Source organism: Lachnoanaerobaculum sp. MSX33 (assembly GCF_000512995.1).
Classification (GTDB): domain Bacteria; phylum Bacillota; class Clostridia; order Lachnospirales; family Lachnospiraceae; genus Lachnoanaerobaculum.
Genome location: NZ_AZXX01000027.1, coordinates 1 through 18248 on the forward strand (window position 1 = coordinate 1; position 18248 = coordinate 18248).

Here is an 18248-nt window from a genome sequence, read left to right on the forward strand (position 1 = left end):
CATCCACTTTCATGGCGTTGACATGAATAATCTAGGTTTATTTATTAACAAGCTTAAACTTAATCAAAACAAACGCATACAGATTCTACCTGTTGGTGGATATGAAAACACATTAGATTTACATCGAAACCTTATGATTGATAAGGTTCTTTCTGAAAATGCCCGTATTATTAGCATTATTGATGGCGATGTTAAAAATATTGTAACAGAAAAAAAGAAAGAGAGTACTTTATGGTATTCGATACCAAGTGATAATATACTATTTCTCCCTATTGAAAGCCTTGAAAAGTACTTAAAGGTTCAACTTTTCGATAAAGAAAACTTCGATTTAATGAGACAAATTAGAGATTGTCTATTTGAACTTGAATCAGAAGTAAATTGGTTTAGAACAGAGTATTTACAAATATAGCTTCTAAAAAAGCTGATGATGAAAAGAGAAAAAAACCAGTTAAGGATGATAAAGAATACTTTGTTAATGGAAAAAATTTGTTTAGTATTCTATCCGAAAAATACGTTTCTTCTCATGATAATAAAAATAAAGGTGATTTTAGAAAAGAAATATCTAAACTTGTTATTGAATATAATGACTATTCTCTTTTCGAGACAGAACTTAAAAAAACTTTTAATTTTCTATTTCCTTGATAATACATTTTGTACTCAAACTACAATAGATAAGTTTAGGAGTGATTTTTGGATACTTGCTGATTATTTGTATCAGATGCGTGTAAGTAATGATTATGTTGCGTGCGAGACGGTAATCAAACATGTAGATGAGCTTTTGATGTTAATGTCTGCAATGACAAAAGATGACAGATTTGAAGAAACGATAAACGAGCTTAGTAGAAAGGAGAGTGTAACAATGTGTGAGGTACTGGATAAAGTGGAAGCAAGAGGTAGAAAAGAAGGTGTGATAAGTGTGCTTATTTCTTTGGTAAAGGATGGCATATTAAGTGTATCGGAAGCTGCGAAAAGGGCGGATATGAGTGAAGAAAACTTTAAGCAGTATCTAAAGTCTTGATAATTGTTGCTTTAAATACAAACTCACAGAAATAAAATTAAATTTTTTTCTGTGAGTTTTATTATATGCTTACCTGTTGTGGTTTTATACAACAGTAAAAAAAATTGACAGAAATGAATATTATTTCACTGCTTTTGCCCTTGTTTTTTTGTTGATTTCATTATAAAATAGCTTAAGATTGTTTTGTATTTAACAATATCGGTGATGCTATATTTTTTATTAAAATATAATATCACGGTGATCAAAATCTATTTAGATCACAACAACTTATTAATTAAAACGGAGGTTTGTATATGGCTCAAATAGGAGTTTCTGCTATGAAACGAATTGAAGATTTGCTCGATACCGGAAGTTTTGTGGAAATTGGCTCATATATAAGTTCAAGGAACACAGATTTCAATCTATCTGATAAGGATACTCCAAAGGATGGTGTATTGACAGGTTACGGTACGATTAATGACAGTCTGGTATATGTGTATAGTCAGGATCCTTCAGTGCTTGGCGGCTCAATAGGAGAAATGCATGCAAAGAAGATTGTTGCACTATATGATATGGCAATGAAGATGGGAGCACCGGTAGTAGGGCTTGTTGATTGTGCAGGTCTGAGACTGGAAGAGTCTTTTGATGCATTGGATGCCTTTGGAAAAATATATTTAGCACAGACAAAAGCAAGTGGAGTTATTCCGCAGATACAGGCTGTGTTCGGTCTAAGCGGCGGCGGAATGGCTATCAGCAACGGACTCAGTGATTTTGTATTTATGGAGAAGGATAAGGCAAAGGTCTTTGTAAATTCACCAAATGCTATAAACGGAAATTCACAGGATAAGAATGATTTTTCAAGTGCCAAGTTCCAATCGGAATCCACAGGTTTGGTTGATTTTATAGGAACCGAGTCTGAAATCATTTCAGGAATCAGAGAGCTTATTTCAGTTCTTCCTGCAAATAATGAGGATGATATGTCATATATCGAGTGCACAGATGATTTAAACAGACTTACACCTGAACTTGAAGGTAGAATAAGCGATCCCGCACTTGCACTGAATATTATTTCAGACAGCGGATATGTGCTTGAAGTAAAGAAAAATTTTGCAAGAGAGATGTTTACAGGTTTTATCAGATTAAACGGTAATACTGTAGGTGTAGTAGCAAACAGAAGAGCACTTTATGATGAGAACGGCGAGATTGCAGATGAGTTTGAAAATGTACTTTCTCATCAGGGAAGTGATAAGGCGGCAGGTTTTGTTGAATTCTGTGACGCCTTCAATATTCCGGTACTTACACTTGTAGATGTAAAAGGATACAGAACTACAAAATGCAGTGAGAAGAGAATGCCTAAGGCAGGTGCAAAGCTTACATATGCATATGCAAATGCAACAGTTCCTAAGGTCAGCCTTATAGTGGGTGATGCTTACGGAAGCGCTTCACTTTCAATGAATTCAAAATCAATAGGTGCCGATATAGTTTTTGCATGGGAAAATGCAAAGATGGGTATGATGAATGCAAGTGAGGCTGTAAAGATAATATATTCAAAAGAAATTGATTCAAGTGAAGATATAAAGGCAACTCTTGACGAGAAAACAAGAGAGTATGAGAACTTACAAAATTCAGCCGTATATGCTGCAAGAAGAGGATATGTAGATGATATTATTACGGTAGCAGATACAAGAAAGAGATTGTTGGCAGCCTTTGAAATGCTTTTTACAAAGAAAGAAGATCGTCCATATAAGAAACATGGATCAATTTAGAGGTGGATCATGAAAAAGAGAATAAAGTATTTAATCTTAAGTCTGTTTATGATTGCCATGCTGGCACTTAGTGCATGCGGTAAAAAGGCCGACTCTGAGAGTTCAATACCTGAGGATATTTCAAATCAGCTTCCGGTACAGGCTGAAAGTTTATTGAATCAGCTGTATAAAATGAATGATGCGGAGCTTGACCAGGTAATTGACAGTGTAGAGCAAAACGGTCAGACGGCATTTGCCGAAGGTGTAAAAAACTTTAAATCAACAAAAGAACTTGTCGGAGATCTTGTAGGTATTGATGATACAAAAGTCTCAGCTTCAGAAGGCAATTATGTTGTTAAGGTAAATTATTCCGGTGAAAACAGAAAATCCGAGATGACACTCGGTTTTGACAGCAAAACAAATCAGGTAGCGGTATTTTCTATCACACCTAAGTACAGTGTTCTTGAAAATATGGAAAAGGCCGCACTTAATACAGTTCTCGGTATGGGAACGGTATTTATTATATTGATTTTTATATCATTCCTTATAAGCTTGTTTAAGTATATAAATGTATTTGAAAATAAATTAAAAGCAAAGACTAAGGAAGAACCTGTAATCGAGGTAGCTGCTGTAAACGAGCCTGAAAATCTTGAGGATGATTTGGAGCTTGTAGCGGTTATAACGGCGGCTATAGCGGAGTTTAGCAATACAGATGCATCAAACCTTATTGTTCGTTCAATAAAGAGAGTAAAAAGATAGTGGAGGGAAAAATGAAGAATTATACTATTACAGTAAATGGCAAATCATATGAAGTTTCTGTTGAGGAAAGAGGAGGAGCAAGTGCTCCTGTTACACCTGTAGCAGCCGCGCCGGTGGCACCTGTAGCAAAGGCTGCACCTGCAACAAGCGGTAGCGAAGGCAGAGTAAAGGTTGTTGCACCTATGAGCGGAAAAATTCTTGGCATCAAGGTAAGTCCTAATCAGGCTGTTAAAAAAGGTGAAGTGGTAGCTGTACTTGAAGCTATGAAGATGGAAAATGATATCGTTGCACTTGAGGACGGTACAATTGCAAGTATAAATGTAAATGTTGGAGACAGTGTTGAAACCAATCAAACTCTTGTAACAATCAACTAATATCCGGAGGGAGAAAAAATGGATTATATATTAAATACATTATCCAATTTGATTGCTCAGACCGCATTCATGAATCTTACCTTCGGCAATTTGATAATGATTTTTGTTGCCTTTATATTTCTATATTTGGCAATAAAAAAAGGCTTTGAGCCACTTTTGCTGGTTCCTATTGCTTTCGGTATGTTACTTGTAAATATCTACCCGGATATAATGCTTAGACCTGAGAATTCGGCAAACGGTGTTGGAGGTTTGCTTCACTATTTCTATGTATTGGATGAATGGAGTATATTGCCGTCACTCATATTCATGGGTGTAGGTGCACAGACTGACTTCGGTCCGCTTATTGCAAATCCGAAATCATTCTTACTCGGTGCGGCTGCACAGTTTGGAATTTATGCGGCTTATTTTATAGCAATCTTTATGGGATTCAATGATAAAGCGGCAGCAGCTATATCTATTATAGGTGGAGCTGACGGACCTACTTCTATCTTCCTTGCAGGAAAGCTTGGACAGACTGAATATCTGGGACCTATAGCTGTAGCGGCATATTCATATATGGCTTTGGTACCTATCATACAGCCGCCTATTATGAAATTCTTTACAACTGATGAGGAGAAGAGAATCAAGATGGAGCAGCTTCGTCCTGTATCACAGCTTGAGAAGATTCTTTTCCCTATAATAGTTACAGTAGTGGTATGCCTTATACTTCCTACTACAGCACCTTTGGTAGGGATGCTGATGCTTGGAAACCTCTTTAAAGAGAGTGGAGTTGTAAAGCAGCTTACAGAGACAGCAGCAAATGCAATGATGTATATCGTTGTTATCTTACTTGGAACCAGCGTAGGTGCTACAACAAGTGCGGAGGCATTCCTTAAAGTTACAACCTTAAAGATTGTAGCTCTCGGACTTATAGCTTTTGCCTTCGGTACCTGGGCAGGTGTAGTATTCGGTAAGTTAATGTGTAAGGTTACCGACGGTAAGGTAAATCCGCTTATCGGTTCGGCAGGTGTTTCGGCAGTACCTATGGCAGCCAGAGTTTCACAAAAGGTCGGTGCGGAGTATGATCCAACAAACTTCCTTTTGATGCATGCTATGGGACCTAATGTGGCAGGTGTTATCGGTACGGCTGTAGCTGCAGGAACCTTTATGGCAATATTCGGAATAGTATAAGGAGGGATTATGGCAGAAATTCAGAAAAAGCCTGTTCAGATAGTTGAGACCGTGCTCCGTGATGCACATCAGTCTTTGGTTGCTACAAGAATGACTACAGAACAGATGCTTCCTATAATAGATAAAATGGATAAAGTAGGCTACAGAGCTGTAGAATGTTGGGGTGGTGCCACATTTGACGCTTCACTCAGATTCTTACATGAAGATCCGTGGGAGAGACTGCGTAAGTTTAAAGACGGATTCAAGAATACCAAGCTTCAGATGCTCTTTAGAGGACAGAATATCCTGGGATACAATCATTATGCGGATGATGTTGTAGAGTACTTTGTTCAAAAGTCGATTGCAAACGGTATTGATATAATTCGTATCTTTGATGCTTTAAATGATATCAGAAACTTAAAGACAGCTGTTGATGCGGCAAATAAAGAGAAGAATGCTGAAGTTCAAATTGCTCTTTGCTATACTTTGGGTGATGCATATACACTTGAGTATTGGAAAGATATTGCAAAGAGAATAGAAGATATGGGTGCAGATTCTCTCTGTGTAAAGGATATGGCAGGACTTTTGACACCATATGCGGCAGAGGAACTTATCGGAAGTCTTAAGGAATCTACAAACTTACCTATAGAGCTTCATACTCACTATACTGCAGGTCTTGCATCAATGTCACTTTTAAAAGCTGTAGAGTCGGGTTGTGATATTATTGATACTGCAATTTCACCTTTTGCACTTGGTACTTCACAGCCTGCTACAGAGGTTATGGTTGAGACATTTAAGGGAACACCTTATGATACAGGTCTTGATATCAACTTACTTTCTGAAATTGCAGATTATTTCCAGCCGATAAGAGAAGGATTTATAAAGAGCGGACTCCTAAATCCGAAGGTACTTGGAGTAAATATAAATACTTTGAAATATCAGGTTCCGGGAGGAATGCTTTCAAACCTTATCAATCAGCTTAAAGAGGCGGGTAAGGAAGATAAGTACAGAGAAGTTTTGGAGGAGATTCCAAGAGTAAGAAAAGACTTCGGTGAGCCGCCACTTGTTACACCTTCATCACAGATTGTAGGTACACAGGCGGTTATGAATGTGCTCTCAGGTGAGAGATACAAGCTTGTTCCGAAGGAATCAAAGAAGATAATGCTTGGAGAATTCGGACAGACTATCAAACCTTTCAATGAAGAAGTACAAAAGAAGATAATAGGTGATGAGAAGCCTATAACATGCAGACCGGCAGATCTTATTCCACCACAGCTTCCTGAGTTTGAGAAGCAGGTTGCAAAGTGGAAAGAGCAGGATGAAGACGTGCTTACATATGCACTTTTCCCAAAGGTTGCAGAAGAGTTCTTTGAATACAGAGCAGCACAAAAGACAAAAGTGGATATGACTAAAGCAGACAAAGATGCAGGCGCATATCCGGTATAAATAAAAAATAAGTATTCAAAAATCCCTTACTTAATGTAGGGGATTTTTATGTAAGTGAAAATGAAAGAAATAAAGAAAAAAGTTTTAAATCAGTTTAGCAGTGCCAGAATTATATTATTCGGCTTTATCATTATGATATTTTTAGGTGCAAGTATTCTAAGTCTTCCTGTTTCATCAAGAAGCGGAGATTTTACACCGTTTATAGATGCTTTATTTACTGCTACCAGTGCAAGTTGTGTTACAGGACTTATAGTGTATGATACAGCTACACATTGGTCATTATTCGGTAAGATAATAATAATAGCTATGATACAATGTGGCGGACTCGGAGTTGTTACCATGATAACTGTATTTACTCAAGTTGCAGGTAAAAAAATCGGTCTTAGAGACAGAGCAACATTACAAAGTGCTTTGTCGGCCCCACAAATAGGAGGTATTGTAAAACTTACAAGTTTTATATTTAAGGGAACCATAATTATAGAAATGATCGGTGCACTCCTTATGTTTCCAAGTTTTATGAAAGATTTCGGTGTAACAAAGGGAATATACTATTCAATATTTCATTCTATATCTGCATTTTGCAATGCAGGATTTGATTTGATGGGAGATGTGAGTAAATTTTCATCTTTAACAAAATACCAATCGGATGTAATGATAAATATTAGTATAATGCTCTTGATACTTATAGGTGGATTGGGATTTCTCATATGGAAAGATATGATAAATTACAAGTTTGATATGAAAAGATATTCCACTCAGACAAAGATGGTATTGGTTATGAGTGTGGTATTAGTGATATTTCCGTCTGTTTTATTTTTCTTTACAGAGTTTAGCAGTTTGGAAATTAAAACAAGAATACTTTCAAGTGTATTTCAAGCGGTTACACCCAGAACAGCAGGATTTAACACAATTGATTATACGAAATTCAGTGATAACGGTATAGCGATGACAATTATATTGATGTTGATTGGCGGAGGTTCAGGATCAACTGCAGGCGGTATCAAGATGAGCACCGTATTTATTTTAGTTGCTACAATGTGCTCCGTTTTAAAGCAGGACAAAGAGGTAGCGGTATTTAAGAAAAGAATTGAACCGGATATAATAAAGAATGCTGTTGCGGTATTTGTACTGGACATTGTATTATTTGTAGCCGGATCAATGATTATAAGCGGAATAGAAGGATTTTCGTTGAAAGAAACAATGTTTGAGTGTGCATCTGCTGTTGCAACGGTAGGACTGACTTTAGGTATTACGCCACATCTTGGGACTATTTCAAAGATATTGTTGATCTGTATGATGTATATAGGAAGAGTGGGCGGTATAACACTTATCTTTGCAGCCGTTAATCCTAAGAATAACGGAAATGCAAGATATCCTAAGGAGCAGGTAGCAGTTGGATAAATTTGATATGAGGTGAATTATGAAGAGTTTTTTGGTAATAGGTGTAGGGCGTTTTGGGCGTCATTTATGTAAGAAATTATATGAACTTGGATATGATGTAATGGCTGTTGACAGAAATGAAGACTGTATAGAGCAGGTATTGCCTTATACTTTAAATTCAATGATTGGAGACAGTACAAAGATTGAGTTTATAAAATCAATCGGTGTCGGCAATTTCGACACTTGCTTTGTGGCAATAGGTGATGATTTTCAAACTTCACTTGAAACAACATCACTGCTTAGTGAGTGTGGAGCAAAATACGTGGTATCCAGAGCATCAAGAGATACGCAAGCAAAATTTCTTTTAAGAAACGGTGCAAACGAAGTTGTTTACCCTGAAAGGCAACTGGCTGAATGGACTGCTATAAGATACAGTTCAAACAATATTTCAAATTATATAGAGCTGCCCGGAGAAAATTCTATTTTTGAATGTAAGGTGCCTAAAAGCTGGGAGGGAAAAACTGTATTGGAGCTGGATATAAGGAAAAAATATAAAGTTAATATTATGGCAATTAAAAAAGGTGATAATTGGTATATGACTATTACCCCACAGATAAAGTTTGAAAAGAATCAGGATATACTGGTTTATGGTGCAAATAAGTATTTGGAAAAGTTTTTAGATTTTGATGCAACCAACTTTACAACAGGAGAAGAAGGTGATGAAGACTAGTTGTATGTCTATAAGACTTGCAAGACCTGAGGATGCAAAAAACCTTCTTGAGATATATGCATATTATGTGAAGGAGACAGCAATATCATTTGAGACAGAGGTGCCAAGTGTGGAAGAGTTTAAATTCCGAATAGAAGAAATATTAAAAAAATATCCATACATTGTTGCCTGCTATGATGATGAAATACTCGGATATGCATATCTTCATCCATTTGTGGGAAGAAAAGCTTATGAACTCAGCGCAGAGACTACCATATACCTAAATCCTGATAAGAAGAAAATGGGTATAGGCAAAAAATTATACTCGGTCCTGGAGGATATAGCAAAGGCACAGAATATAACAAATTTATACTCCTGTATCGGTTATGTGGATAAAGAGGATGAGTATTTAAATAATAACAGTGCAGAGTTTCATGAACATATGGGTTATAGAATGGTTGGAAAGTTTGAAAACTGCGGACATAAATTCGACAGATGGTATCATATGATATGGATGGAGAAGATAATAGGAGAACATGGGGAGATTAAGGAGTTTTTGAGGTTTGAGGAGACAAATTATATACTTTAAATATTAATATTTCATTGACAAAAACATATGAATATGATTAAATGAACTTAGAAATAATATTCCATAAAATAAAATATTTACTGAAATAATATTTTATAATTTGCGAATGATAGGAGTTTTATGAGAGAAGAAGATTATCAGATTTCTTTTGAAATAATTGCTGCAGCAGGGGACAGTAAGGGGTATTCAATGGATGCCATCTGTGATGCAAGAAAGGGCGACTTTGAATCTGCAAATGAAAAGCTTAAAGAGGCGAATCAAAGACTTTTACAAGCTCATGAATTACAGACAGATATGATTGCAAAGGAAGCCGGAGGTGAGCAGGTTCCTGTAAATATTATTCTGATACATTCACAAGATCATCTTACAATGGCGAATGTGGCTGAGGAATTGGCTGAGGAGATGATCTCACTCTATAAAACTATTGCCGATCTTAAGACGGAAATAGAGGAAATAAAAAAGAAAATATAAAAGTGATTGGGAGTTCCATAAAATTTGGAGGTAATACATTGGATATAGTATTGCAAATCAAAGAGGAATATTCAAAACTGACCAAGTCGGAACAGAGAGTGGCGGATTATTTTATAGATAATTATAAAGATGCTATAAATCTAAGTACACAATCAATTGCGGCAATAACAGGCACATCACCGGCTACAGTCATAAGATTTGTAAAAAGTCTGGAATTTGACGGTATTCAACAGCTGAAACTGGCATTGGCTGCAGATTTGGATTCGGATAAAGATTATACAGGCGATGAGATAATACATCCTGAAGACGAACTTGAAGATATTATAGAAAAAAACAAAATAAATCTTATTAAGAGTATTGAAAAACTTTATGCTCTGATGGATATAAGTCTTATTGAAGAGGCGATAGATGCAATAGATAATGCAAGGAAAATATATCTGTTCGGAGTAGGAGCCAGCGGTATAGTTTGTTACGATATAAATTATAAGCTTTCAAGAATAGGTAAGGATGTTGTATTTAATAATGATATACATTTACAGCTTGTTAATTTGAACTTTATTAAAAAAGAAGATGCCTGTGTTTGTATAAGTTATAGCGGAAATACAAAGGAGACTGTTTTGGTAGCTGAAATTGCAAAAAGAGCAGGGGCAAAGACAATAGGTATTTGTTGTTTCGGCAAGAATGAATTGTCTAAAATCTGTGATATAACTCTTCGTGTTCCGCATGATGAGAGAGAATTAAGACTTGGAGCAATTTCAAGTCGTAATACCACACTTACTTTATTGGATATGATTTATCTTGCAATATCACACAGACATTATCCCGAAGTTCTTAAAGATATTGAAGCCACAAGAGATTTGATAAAGAAACTTAGAGACTGATTTTGTTAAAGGAAGTGAAAAATGAGAATGCTATGGGGAGGTGCAAGTGCCTCAAGTCAATATGAAGGAGGATTTACTCTTTTTAATAAGGGTATGGATACCCAAGACTGCAGAAGATATATAAAAAGGACAGATAATGCTACTACCTCTACAAGACTTCTGACAAAAGCCGATATAGAAAGAGCGAAAAATCCGAAAGATGGTGACTTTTTCCCGGGAAGAAAGGGAAGTGAAGGACTTGCACATATTGATGAAGATATAGAATATTTATCTGAACTTGGGATAGACATATACAGGATTTCCATTGCCTGGTCCAGAATTTTTCCGACAGGTGAAGAAGAGGAACCGAATGAAGATGCTCTTAATATGTACGGGGATATTCTTAAAAAATTAAAAGAAAAGGGTATTAAGATATATCTTAGTCTTACACACTATGCGCTACCTCTTGCACTGGTTGAAAAATACGGTGGATGGAAAAACAGAAAGCTTGTCGATTTGTATTTAAAATATGCAAAAGTAATATTTGAAAGATTTGGAAAGTACCTGGACTATGTAGTACCTTTCAATGAGATAAACACCGGCTTTTTCAGTCCTTTCAACGGACTTGGACTTCTCAGAGATGAAAACAAAGAGGGAAGCGGATATGATTTAAATGATATATTTGCAGGATTGCACAATCAGTTTATAGCTTCCGCAAAGGTAATAGAGCTTGGAAGAAAAATGCTTGATGCAAGTTTCGGATGTATGGCTGCCTGTTTTTGCTATTACGGATATTCATGTAATCCGTTCGATCAGTTAAAGACGCTTCAATATGAACAGGTGAATCAATGGTTCTTTACAGATGTATTGGCCGGTGGAGAGTATCCGTATTATATGAAGAAGTATTTCAGAGATAATAATGTGAATGTGGAGTTTCTACCTGGAGATGAAGAACTGCTAAGAAATAATACGGCGGATTTTGTAGGATTTTCATATTACCAGTCAAATGTATGTGCATCGGAAGAGATGGAAAAAACAGCCGGAAATCTTGTTGTGAGTACAAAGAATCCTTATTTAAAAGCAAATGAATGGGGTTGGCAGATTGATCCTGTCGGAATAAGAATTTCCATGAATAAGATTTATGACAGATACAAAAAGCCTGTAATGATTACCGAAAACAGTTTCGGATACAATGATGTACTGTTGGAAGGCAATATTATAAATGATGATTACAGAATAGAATATCTGAAAGATCATTTTGAACAGATAAAGCTGGCAATCGATGACGGAGTGGAATGTCTGGCATATTTGCTCTGGGGAATTATAGATATTGTATCAGCCGGTTCTTTGGAAATGAGTAAGAGATACGGTGTGGTATATGTCGATGCCGACAATCTTGGAAACGGAAGCTACAAAAGATATAAAAAGAAAAGTTTTGAATTCTACAAGGATTATATAGAAAAGGAGAGAGAAAGTGTTAAGTCTTGATAGATTGGATACTGAAAAAAGAAATATTAACACGATGAATCTTGACGAACTTTCCACAGTAGAAATCATTGAGAAAATAAATCAAGAGGATAAAAAAGTTGCAGACTGTGTGGAGCCTGTTATTCCGGAAATAGGAAAGGCAGTGGACTTTGCAGTACAAAGTATAAAAAGAGGCGGCAGACTTATTTATATCGGTGCCGGTACATCCGGCAGACTTGGAATACTTGATGCCAGTGAATGTCCGCCGACTTACGGAGTACCTTTTGATATGGTGATAGGAATCATGGCAGGTGGTGACAAGGCCATGAGAAAAGCTGTTGAAGGTGCGGAAGATTCCAAAGAACTTGCCGTTAATGATTTAAAGGAACTTAAACTTGACGAGAGGGATACTTTGGTAGGACTTGCGGCAAGCGGTAGAACTCCTTATGTAATAGGCGGTCTTGAATATGCAAGAAGTCTGGGCAGTAAAACGGTGGCTATCAGCTGTGTACAGGGAGCTCAAATATCCGATTATGCGGATGCAAAAATAGAAGTGGTTGTAGGAGCCGAAGCGATAACCGGTTCAACCAGAATGAAAGCCGGTACGGCACAAAAGATGGTACTTAATATGATTTCCACAACTACAATGGTAAAGATAGGCAAGGTATATCAAAACCTTATGGTAGATGTGGCTACAACCAATGAAAAGCTGAGAGTAAGGGCTTTGAATATAGTAAGTGAAGCTACAGGAATAGATAAGGATATCTCAAAAAAGCTTTTGGAAGAATCAGGGTATGATGTCAAAGTTGCCATAGTTATGGGAATTGCATCTGTGAGTGCCGATGAGGCTAAGGAAACTTTGGAAAATAATAATCTTGATGTCAGTACAACGATAAAGAAATTGCTTAAAAATAACAGGTGATTGAAAATATTTATTTAAAAATATTAAAATTCGATTTCATACAAAATCGGGTTTAGAAAGAAGGTAATATATGAAGGTATTATTTGTTTGTTCGGGCGGCATGTCATCAACCATTGCCGTAAATGCCTTGAAAAAAGAGGCCGAAAAGCATGGTGAAACGATTGAAGTTCTTGCAATAGGAACTCAGGCTGTTGATGACGAGGTAAAGAACGGTTGGAATTGTGTGATGGTTGCGCCACAGATTCGCCACAGATTTGATAATATCAAGGCTGCGGCAGATGCACAGAATATTCCATGTGCATTAATCGAACCTATGGCTTATTCACCTCTTGGTGGACCTAAGCTTTATACACAGATGAAGGGATTAACAGGAGGTAATTAAAATGTTTGATAATATTGCTGCATTTTTAGACAAAAATCTAAGTACACCGATGGCAAAGCTCAGTGAACAAAGACATTTAAGAGCTGTAAGAGACGGTATTATTGCCACTTTGCCTATAGTAATTGTAAGCTCACTTTTTCTTGTAATTGCATTCTTGCCGAATCAAATGCCTGCATCTTGGGGAATTGCACAGTTTATAAAAGCAAATGCGGGCAGAATTCTTCTTCCATATCGTATGGCAATGTATATTATGACATTGTATGCAGTATTCGGAATAGGATTTTCATTGTCAAAGAGCTATGATTTGGACGGACTTTCAGGAGCTATTCTTTCAGAATTGACATTCCTTTTGACAGTCGTACCGGTATCACTTCCTGAGGCAAGTGAAGAAATTCAAAGCCTTGCCGCAAACAATCAGGCTTTGGCAGATTATATTAAGGCAATACCAAGCGGTTGGCATCTTGGAATGTCATATATCGGATCCGACGGAATGTTTGTAGGTATTCTTTCAGCATTCTTTGCGGTAGAAATCTATAGATTTACACAAAAATCAGGCTTTAAAATCAGAATGCCTGAGCAGGTTCCGGAATCTGTTGCAAGAAGTTTTGAAGCACTTACACCTACCGTTATTATTCTGCTTATAGTTTCAACCATATGTATGTGGCTTGGAATAAATGTTCACGGTATTGTAGGTTCAGTTATAAGACCTATAGTACATGTTGCGGATACACTTCCTTCAGTACTTTTGCTTACATTCCTTGATTCATTCTTCTGGTGCTTCGGTATACACGGAAGCAGCGTGGTAGGTAGTGTTACAAGACCTATATGGCTTATGCTTCTTGAGCAGAATTCAAATGCGCTTGCAGCAGGAATGGCTATTCCGAATATTGCTCCTGAGCCTTTCTATCAGTGGTTTATATATATCGGAGGTTCAGGAACAACTATAGGACTTGCAATCTTACTTTTATTCAGATCAAAATCACAGTATGGCAAGACACTTGGAAAGGTAGCTTTTGTACCGGCGCTATTTAATATCAATGAACCGATGATTTTCGGATGCCCTATAATCCTTAACCCTGTTCTTTTGATACCTTTTGTTTTAAATCCGATTATTTGTGCTATAATTGCATGGATAGCAACTGAGCTTGGACTTGTAAACAGGGTGGTGGCGTCAGCACCATGGACCTTGCCGGGACCTATAGGTGCATTCCTTGCAACAAACGGAGATATCAGAGCACTTATATTAAATGTACTTTTGATAATTCTTTCAATACTTATTTATCTTCCGTTCTTTAACAAGTATGATGCAGATTTAAAGAAGCAGGAAGAAAGTGATGTTGCTGCATAATATTTTACGTAATAATATAAAGGAGAGTTATGCGTAGACTTGGGATATCAATTTATCCTGAAAAAGACAGTGTGGAAAATATTATTGAATATATTAAGAAAGCCGGATTTTCCGGCTTTTCTCGTATTTTCTCATGCCTTTTATCAGTGAATAAATCAAAAGAAGAGATAATACATGATTTCAGTAAGATAAATCTTTATGCAAAGAGCCTTGGATTTGAAATAATAGTTGATGTATCACCGTCAGTTTTTGATAAACTGGGAATATCATATAAGGATCTTTCTTTCTTCAAAGAAATAGGAGCGGACGGGCTTAGGCTTGATCTGGGATTTAGCGGACTGGAAGAGTCTGTTATGACTTTTAACGAATACGACTTGAAGATAGAAATTAATATGTCAAATGATGTTTCAACTATTGATACAATAATGAATTATGAACCTAACAGATACAATCTATACGGCTGCCATAATTTTTATCCGCATAATTACAGCGGACTCGGACTTGATTTCTTTAAAAGCTGTACAAAAAGATTTAAAAAATACGGTCTGAATACTGCGGCATTTATTACCACAAGAAGTGAAGGATCGTTTGGTCCATGGCCTACCGACTTCGGCCTTCCGACTTTGGAAATGCACAGAAATATGAGTATAGATAAGCAACTGAAGCATATGATTGCAATGGATGACATCGATGATATCATTATTTCAAATTGCTATCCGACAGATGAGGAAATTGAAAAGATAAAAAGTATTCGGCTGGACAGAGTATGCTTTGATGTGGAATTACTACCTGAGCTTCCAAAACTTGAAAGAACTATAGTTTTAAAAGAAATGCATTTTAACAGAGGCGATAAATCGGACAATTTTATCAGATCGACAGCTTCAAGGGTAAAGTATAAGGGTGAAAAGTTTGAAGTAATAAATCCTGCACCTATAAAAAGAGGTGATATTATAATTGAAAGCTCACTTTACGGTCATTATGCGGGAGAACTGCAGATTGCTCTAAGCGATATGGAAAATTCGGGAATGAGCTCTGTAGTCGGGCATATTGATAAAGATGAGTTGTTCTTGCTTGATTATATAAGGCCCTGGCAGAAGTTTGCAATGAAGGAATCAAAGGAAGTATAGATGAAAAATACTTATTACATCGGAATAGACGGTGGTGGAACAAAGACAAATTTTATGCTGTTTGACAGTAATAAAAACAGTATTGCATCTGTTTTAATGCCTACAATCCACCCTGAACAGACAAGTTTTAAAGAAGCGGTATCTATTCTTGTCGAAGCCAGAGAAAAGCTGCTTATTAATATAAAAGACTGTGATTATGATTTGAAGGTGGGAGCAGGTCTTGGAGGATACGGTATAAATAAGGATTACAGAAAAAAGCTTGAGGATGAGTTTTCATCGGTGTTTGAAGAGTTCAGGCTTTATTCTGATGCCTACGCCGCAATGCTCGGTGCACTTGGAGGAGATGACGGAATACTTATAATTGCAGGTACAGGAAGTATAGGACTTGCAAAGATAGGTAAGAATACATACAGGTGTGGCGGATTCGGATACAGATACGGCGACGAGGGCAGTGCATACAGTATAGGAAAAGAGATTATTTCAGCAGCCTTAAAAGAATCCGACGGCAGAAATAAAAAAAGCAAGATATATGATCTGGTACTTGAATATTTTAAGATGAACAGTGTTAATGATATAGCAACAAGCGATTTCACAAGAGAGCATATAGCATCTCTGGCGGCTGAGGCATCAAAATATATCTACAGCTGTGAAAATATTGAGAATATTTTTGAAAAAGCGGCAAGAGAAATAACTTTACATATAAAAGCATTGAGTGAAAAATTTGAAAATAAAATAAAGTTAAGCTATATAGGAGGAGTCTTTAAGTCTGAGTTTATAATGGAACAGATAAAGGAAATGAATCCGGATATTGATATTGTTTCACCGATATTTACACCTGAAAAGGGGAGTATACTACAGGTATAGTGAAAAGTGGAAATATTTTTGCTATAATGAGTATAAAGAAAATAATATTTTGTTGAGGTGAAAAATGGGAAAAAGAAAACTGGCATCCATACAGTATGTACATAATATCACGCCTATAGAGGGCGCTGAAAAGATAGAATGTGTACATGTATTAGGATGGCAATGTGTAGCTAACAAAGGTCAATTCGGTATAGGTGATAAATGTGTATATATGGAAGTGGATTCATTCCTTCCTGTATGTGAACGTTTTGAATTCCTCCGAGCAAGCAGCTTTAAAGAGAATGAAATAATGGGTGCCGGATTCAGGCTGAAAACCATGAAATTCAGAGGACAGATATCACAGGGGTTGGTACAACCTTTAGAAATACTTCCTGAAGGTAAATATGAAATAGGTGATGATGTAACCGAACTTCTTGGAATAAGGAAATGGGAGATAGAGGAGAGAGTAAGCAATGACGGTACAGTTATTGCAGAGTTTCCAAGTGAAATATCAAAAACCGACGAGCTTAGAGTGCAGTCATATCCGGAGTTAATAGAGGAGTTTAAATCTGTAAAGGGATATTACATAAGTACTAAAATGGACGGGTGCAGTGTAACCATGTATAAGAGCGGTGATCATTTCGGTGTATGCGGAAGAAACTATGAATATGCAGATGATGATAAATGTGATATGTGGAAATATGCACATGAACATAGAATAGAAGAGAGATTAAAAGAAAATAATCTTGACGATATAGCGATTCAGGGTGAATTTTGCGGACCGGGTATTCAAAAAAACAGACTTAATCTGAAAACACCTGAGTGGTATGTATTTACGATAACAGATATGAAAACTAATACAAGGTTTTCTATGTATAAGACCGAGGAGATATGTAAGCTTCTTGGTTTAAATATGGTGCCTGTTGAGGAAGTGGAAGAAGAGTTTAAGTACAAAAGCGTTGATGAACTTTTGGAAAGAGCAAAGGGAAAGTACACTTCAGGTAAGAATAAGGAAGGTATCGTAATAAGACCGGTTGAAACTGTGTATTCAAATACCATAGCAGGTCCGCTGTCTATGAAAGTTATAAATAATGATTATCTATTGAAAGAGTAGTAAACCGCTTTTATAAATCTGAAATAGCTACAGTTTGATAAAAATATATTCGAAACTGTAGCTGTTTTTTTGAGTTTTTTTGAAAAAGTCGCTTTTTGAGTTTTTTTGAAAAAGTCGCTTGACTTTTGAGATATGAAAAAGTATAATTAATACACTGCTTTTGCAGGGAACTTAATTCAAACATCAGAATAACTTAAAAATAATTTAAATTGTTGTTGACAAGATGTTGAATTAATGATATTATATCAAAGTTGCTTGAAAAGAGCAAAACAGCTTAAAATAATCTGAAAAAACTTTTTAAAAAAGTTATTGACAAGATTTGACAAGATTTGATGAGCTTGATATAATAGTTAAGCTGTTTCAAACAGCAAAGCAAACGAACCTTGATAATTTAAGATTAAACAGTACACACAACCCTGAAAATAACTTAATTATTAAAAAAAATAATTGATGAGATTTCAGGTGCATTTTTCACTTGATGAAAACGAGCGAAAGCGAAGTTTGAATTTTAGTGAAAAAGTAGTTCTTCGTACGAGTGAAACGAGTGCGATAGAACAACCTTAAAT

18 protein-coding genes and 1 pseudogene are annotated in these 18248 nt (G+C 36.3%); all 19 read left to right on the forward strand.

Translation table 11 applies throughout. The annotated features are described in order from the left end of the window. Positions 1–409: pseudogene (locus HMPREF1495_RS03010) on the forward strand (hypothetical protein); the annotation flags it as partial. A gap of 174 nt (positions 410–583) precedes the next feature. Then, positions 584–1018 (forward strand): hypothetical protein, encoded by a 435-nt coding sequence (locus HMPREF1495_RS03015; protein ID WP_007592585.1) that lies wholly within the window; start codon positions 584–586, stop codon positions 1016–1018. 293 nt (positions 1019–1311) lie between these two features. After that, positions 1312–2763: an acyl-CoA carboxylase subunit beta gene (locus HMPREF1495_RS03020; RefSeq protein WP_034211945.1), complete on the forward strand. Its 1452-nt coding sequence runs from the start codon at positions 1312–1314 to the stop codon at positions 2761–2763. A gap of 9 nt (positions 2764–2772) precedes the next feature. Then, positions 2773–3501, forward strand: coding sequence for an OadG family protein (locus tag HMPREF1495_RS03025; protein ID WP_034211947.1), 729 nt, complete (start codon positions 2773–2775; stop codon positions 3499–3501). An 11-nt stretch (positions 3502–3512) separates the two neighbouring features. Continuing rightward, the gene (locus HMPREF1495_RS03030) at positions 3513–3875 is read left to right on the forward strand and encodes a biotin/lipoyl-containing protein (RefSeq protein ID WP_007592581.1); all 363 of its coding nucleotides are present in this window, start codon (positions 3513–3515) and stop codon (positions 3873–3875) included. An 18-nt stretch (positions 3876–3893) separates the two neighbouring features. Further along, positions 3894–5045: a sodium ion-translocating decarboxylase subunit beta gene (locus tag HMPREF1495_RS03035; protein WP_034211950.1), complete on the forward strand. Its 1152-nt coding sequence runs from the start codon at positions 3894–3896 to the stop codon at positions 5043–5045. A 9-nt stretch (positions 5046–5054) separates the two neighbouring features. Beyond that, positions 5055–6470: an oxaloacetate decarboxylase subunit alpha gene (locus HMPREF1495_RS03040; RefSeq protein WP_034211952.1), complete on the forward strand. Its 1416-nt coding sequence runs from the start codon at positions 5055–5057 to the stop codon at positions 6468–6470. Positions 6471–6530: 60 nt separating this feature from the next. Beyond that, complete coding sequence (locus HMPREF1495_RS03045; protein WP_034211954.1) at positions 6531–7871, forward strand: TrkH family potassium uptake protein; 1341 nt, start codon at positions 6531–6533, stop codon at positions 7869–7871. A 19-nt stretch (positions 7872–7890) separates the two neighbouring features. Continuing rightward, complete coding sequence (locus tag HMPREF1495_RS03050; protein WP_034211957.1) at positions 7891–8580, forward strand: potassium channel family protein; 690 nt, start codon at positions 7891–7893, stop codon at positions 8578–8580. Further along, positions 8570–9148 carry a GNAT family N-acetyltransferase gene (locus tag HMPREF1495_RS03055; RefSeq protein WP_034211959.1) on the forward strand — a complete coding sequence of 193 codons (579 nt, stop codon included), beginning with the start codon at positions 8570–8572 and terminating at the stop codon, positions 9146–9148. The genes HMPREF1495_RS03050 and HMPREF1495_RS03055 overlap by 11 nt, the downstream gene beginning before the upstream one ends. A 120-nt stretch (positions 9149–9268) precedes the next feature. Beyond that, complete coding sequence (locus HMPREF1495_RS03060; protein WP_034211961.1) at positions 9269–9619, forward strand: PTS lactose/cellobiose transporter subunit IIA; 351 nt, start codon at positions 9269–9271, stop codon at positions 9617–9619. A gap of 38 nt (positions 9620–9657) precedes the next feature. Continuing rightward, positions 9658–10500 carry a MurR/RpiR family transcriptional regulator gene (locus HMPREF1495_RS03065; protein ID WP_034211962.1) on the forward strand — a complete coding sequence of 281 codons (843 nt, stop codon included), beginning with the start codon at positions 9658–9660 and terminating at the stop codon, positions 10498–10500. Between the two features lie 21 nt (positions 10501–10521). Beyond that, positions 10522–11967, forward strand: coding sequence for a glycoside hydrolase family 1 protein (locus HMPREF1495_RS03070; RefSeq protein WP_034211963.1), 1446 nt, complete (start codon positions 10522–10524; stop codon positions 11965–11967). Then, positions 11954–12868 (forward strand): N-acetylmuramic acid 6-phosphate etherase, encoded by a 915-nt coding sequence (gene murQ, locus HMPREF1495_RS03075; RefSeq protein ID WP_034211964.1) that lies wholly within the window; start codon positions 11954–11956, stop codon positions 12866–12868. The genes HMPREF1495_RS03070 and murQ overlap by 14 nt, the downstream gene beginning before the upstream one ends. A 70-nt stretch (positions 12869–12938) precedes the next feature. After that, positions 12939–13250 carry a PTS sugar transporter subunit IIB gene (locus HMPREF1495_RS03080; RefSeq protein ID WP_007592556.1) on the forward strand — a complete coding sequence of 104 codons (312 nt, stop codon included), beginning with the start codon at positions 12939–12941 and terminating at the stop codon, positions 13248–13250. 1 nt (position 13251) lies between these two features. Beyond that, positions 13252–14598, forward strand: coding sequence for a PTS sugar transporter subunit IIC (locus HMPREF1495_RS03085; RefSeq protein ID WP_007592554.1), 1347 nt, complete (start codon positions 13252–13254; stop codon positions 14596–14598). Positions 14599–14627: 29 nt separating this feature from the next. Then, positions 14628–15725 (forward strand): DUF871 domain-containing protein, encoded by a 1098-nt coding sequence (locus HMPREF1495_RS03090; protein WP_034211965.1) that lies wholly within the window; start codon positions 14628–14630, stop codon positions 15723–15725. Next, complete coding sequence (locus HMPREF1495_RS03095) at positions 15726–16589, forward strand: N-acetylglucosamine kinase (RefSeq protein ID WP_034211967.1); 864 nt, start codon at positions 15726–15728, stop codon at positions 16587–16589. A gap of 64 nt (positions 16590–16653) precedes the next feature. After that, positions 16654–17682: an RNA ligase family protein gene (locus tag HMPREF1495_RS03100; protein ID WP_034211969.1), complete on the forward strand. Its 1029-nt coding sequence runs from the start codon at positions 16654–16656 to the stop codon at positions 17680–17682. Positions 17683–18248: the final 566 nt, after the last annotated feature.

Bases quoted from the DNA above. Each gene is read 5' to 3' on its own strand.
- HMPREF1495_RS03015 (WP_007592585.1), top strand. From the start codon at position 584: ATGACTATTCTCTTTTCGAGACAGAACTTAAAAAAACTTTTAATTTTC.
- HMPREF1495_RS03020 (WP_034211945.1), top strand. From the start codon at position 1,312: ATGGCTCAAATAGGAGTTTCTGCTATGAAACGAATTGAAGATTTGCTC.
- HMPREF1495_RS03025 (WP_034211947.1), top strand. From the start codon at position 2,773: ATGAAAAAGAGAATAAAGTATTTAATCTTAAGTCTGTTTATGATTGCC.
- HMPREF1495_RS03030 (WP_007592581.1), top strand. From the start codon at position 3,513: ATGAAGAATTATACTATTACAGTAAATGGCAAATCATATGAAGTTTCT.
- HMPREF1495_RS03035 (WP_034211950.1), top strand. From the start codon at position 3,894: ATGGATTATATATTAAATACATTATCCAATTTGATTGCTCAGACCGCA.
- HMPREF1495_RS03040 (WP_034211952.1), top strand. From the start codon at position 5,055: ATGGCAGAAATTCAGAAAAAGCCTGTTCAGATAGTTGAGACCGTGCTC.
- HMPREF1495_RS03045 (WP_034211954.1), top strand. From the start codon at position 6,531: ATGAAAGAAATAAAGAAAAAAGTTTTAAATCAGTTTAGCAGTGCCAGA.
- HMPREF1495_RS03050 (WP_034211957.1), top strand. From the start codon at position 7,891: ATGAAGAGTTTTTTGGTAATAGGTGTAGGGCGTTTTGGGCGTCATTTA.
- HMPREF1495_RS03055 (WP_034211959.1), top strand. From the start codon at position 8,570: ATGAAGACTAGTTGTATGTCTATAAGACTTGCAAGACCTGAGGATGCA.
- HMPREF1495_RS03060 (WP_034211961.1), top strand. From the start codon at position 9,269: ATGAGAGAAGAAGATTATCAGATTTCTTTTGAAATAATTGCTGCAGCA.
- HMPREF1495_RS03070 (WP_034211963.1), top strand. From the start codon at position 10,522: ATGAGAATGCTATGGGGAGGTGCAAGTGCCTCAAGTCAATATGAAGGA.
- HMPREF1495_RS03080 (WP_007592556.1), top strand. From the start codon at position 12,939: ATGAAGGTATTATTTGTTTGTTCGGGCGGCATGTCATCAACCATTGCC.
- HMPREF1495_RS03085 (WP_007592554.1), top strand. From the start codon at position 13,252: ATGTTTGATAATATTGCTGCATTTTTAGACAAAAATCTAAGTACACCG.
- HMPREF1495_RS03090 (WP_034211965.1), top strand. From the start codon at position 14,628: ATGCGTAGACTTGGGATATCAATTTATCCTGAAAAAGACAGTGTGGAA.
- HMPREF1495_RS03095 (WP_034211967.1), top strand. From the start codon at position 15,726: ATGAAAAATACTTATTACATCGGAATAGACGGTGGTGGAACAAAGACA.
- HMPREF1495_RS03100 (WP_034211969.1), top strand. From the start codon at position 16,654: ATGGGAAAAAGAAAACTGGCATCCATACAGTATGTACATAATATCACG.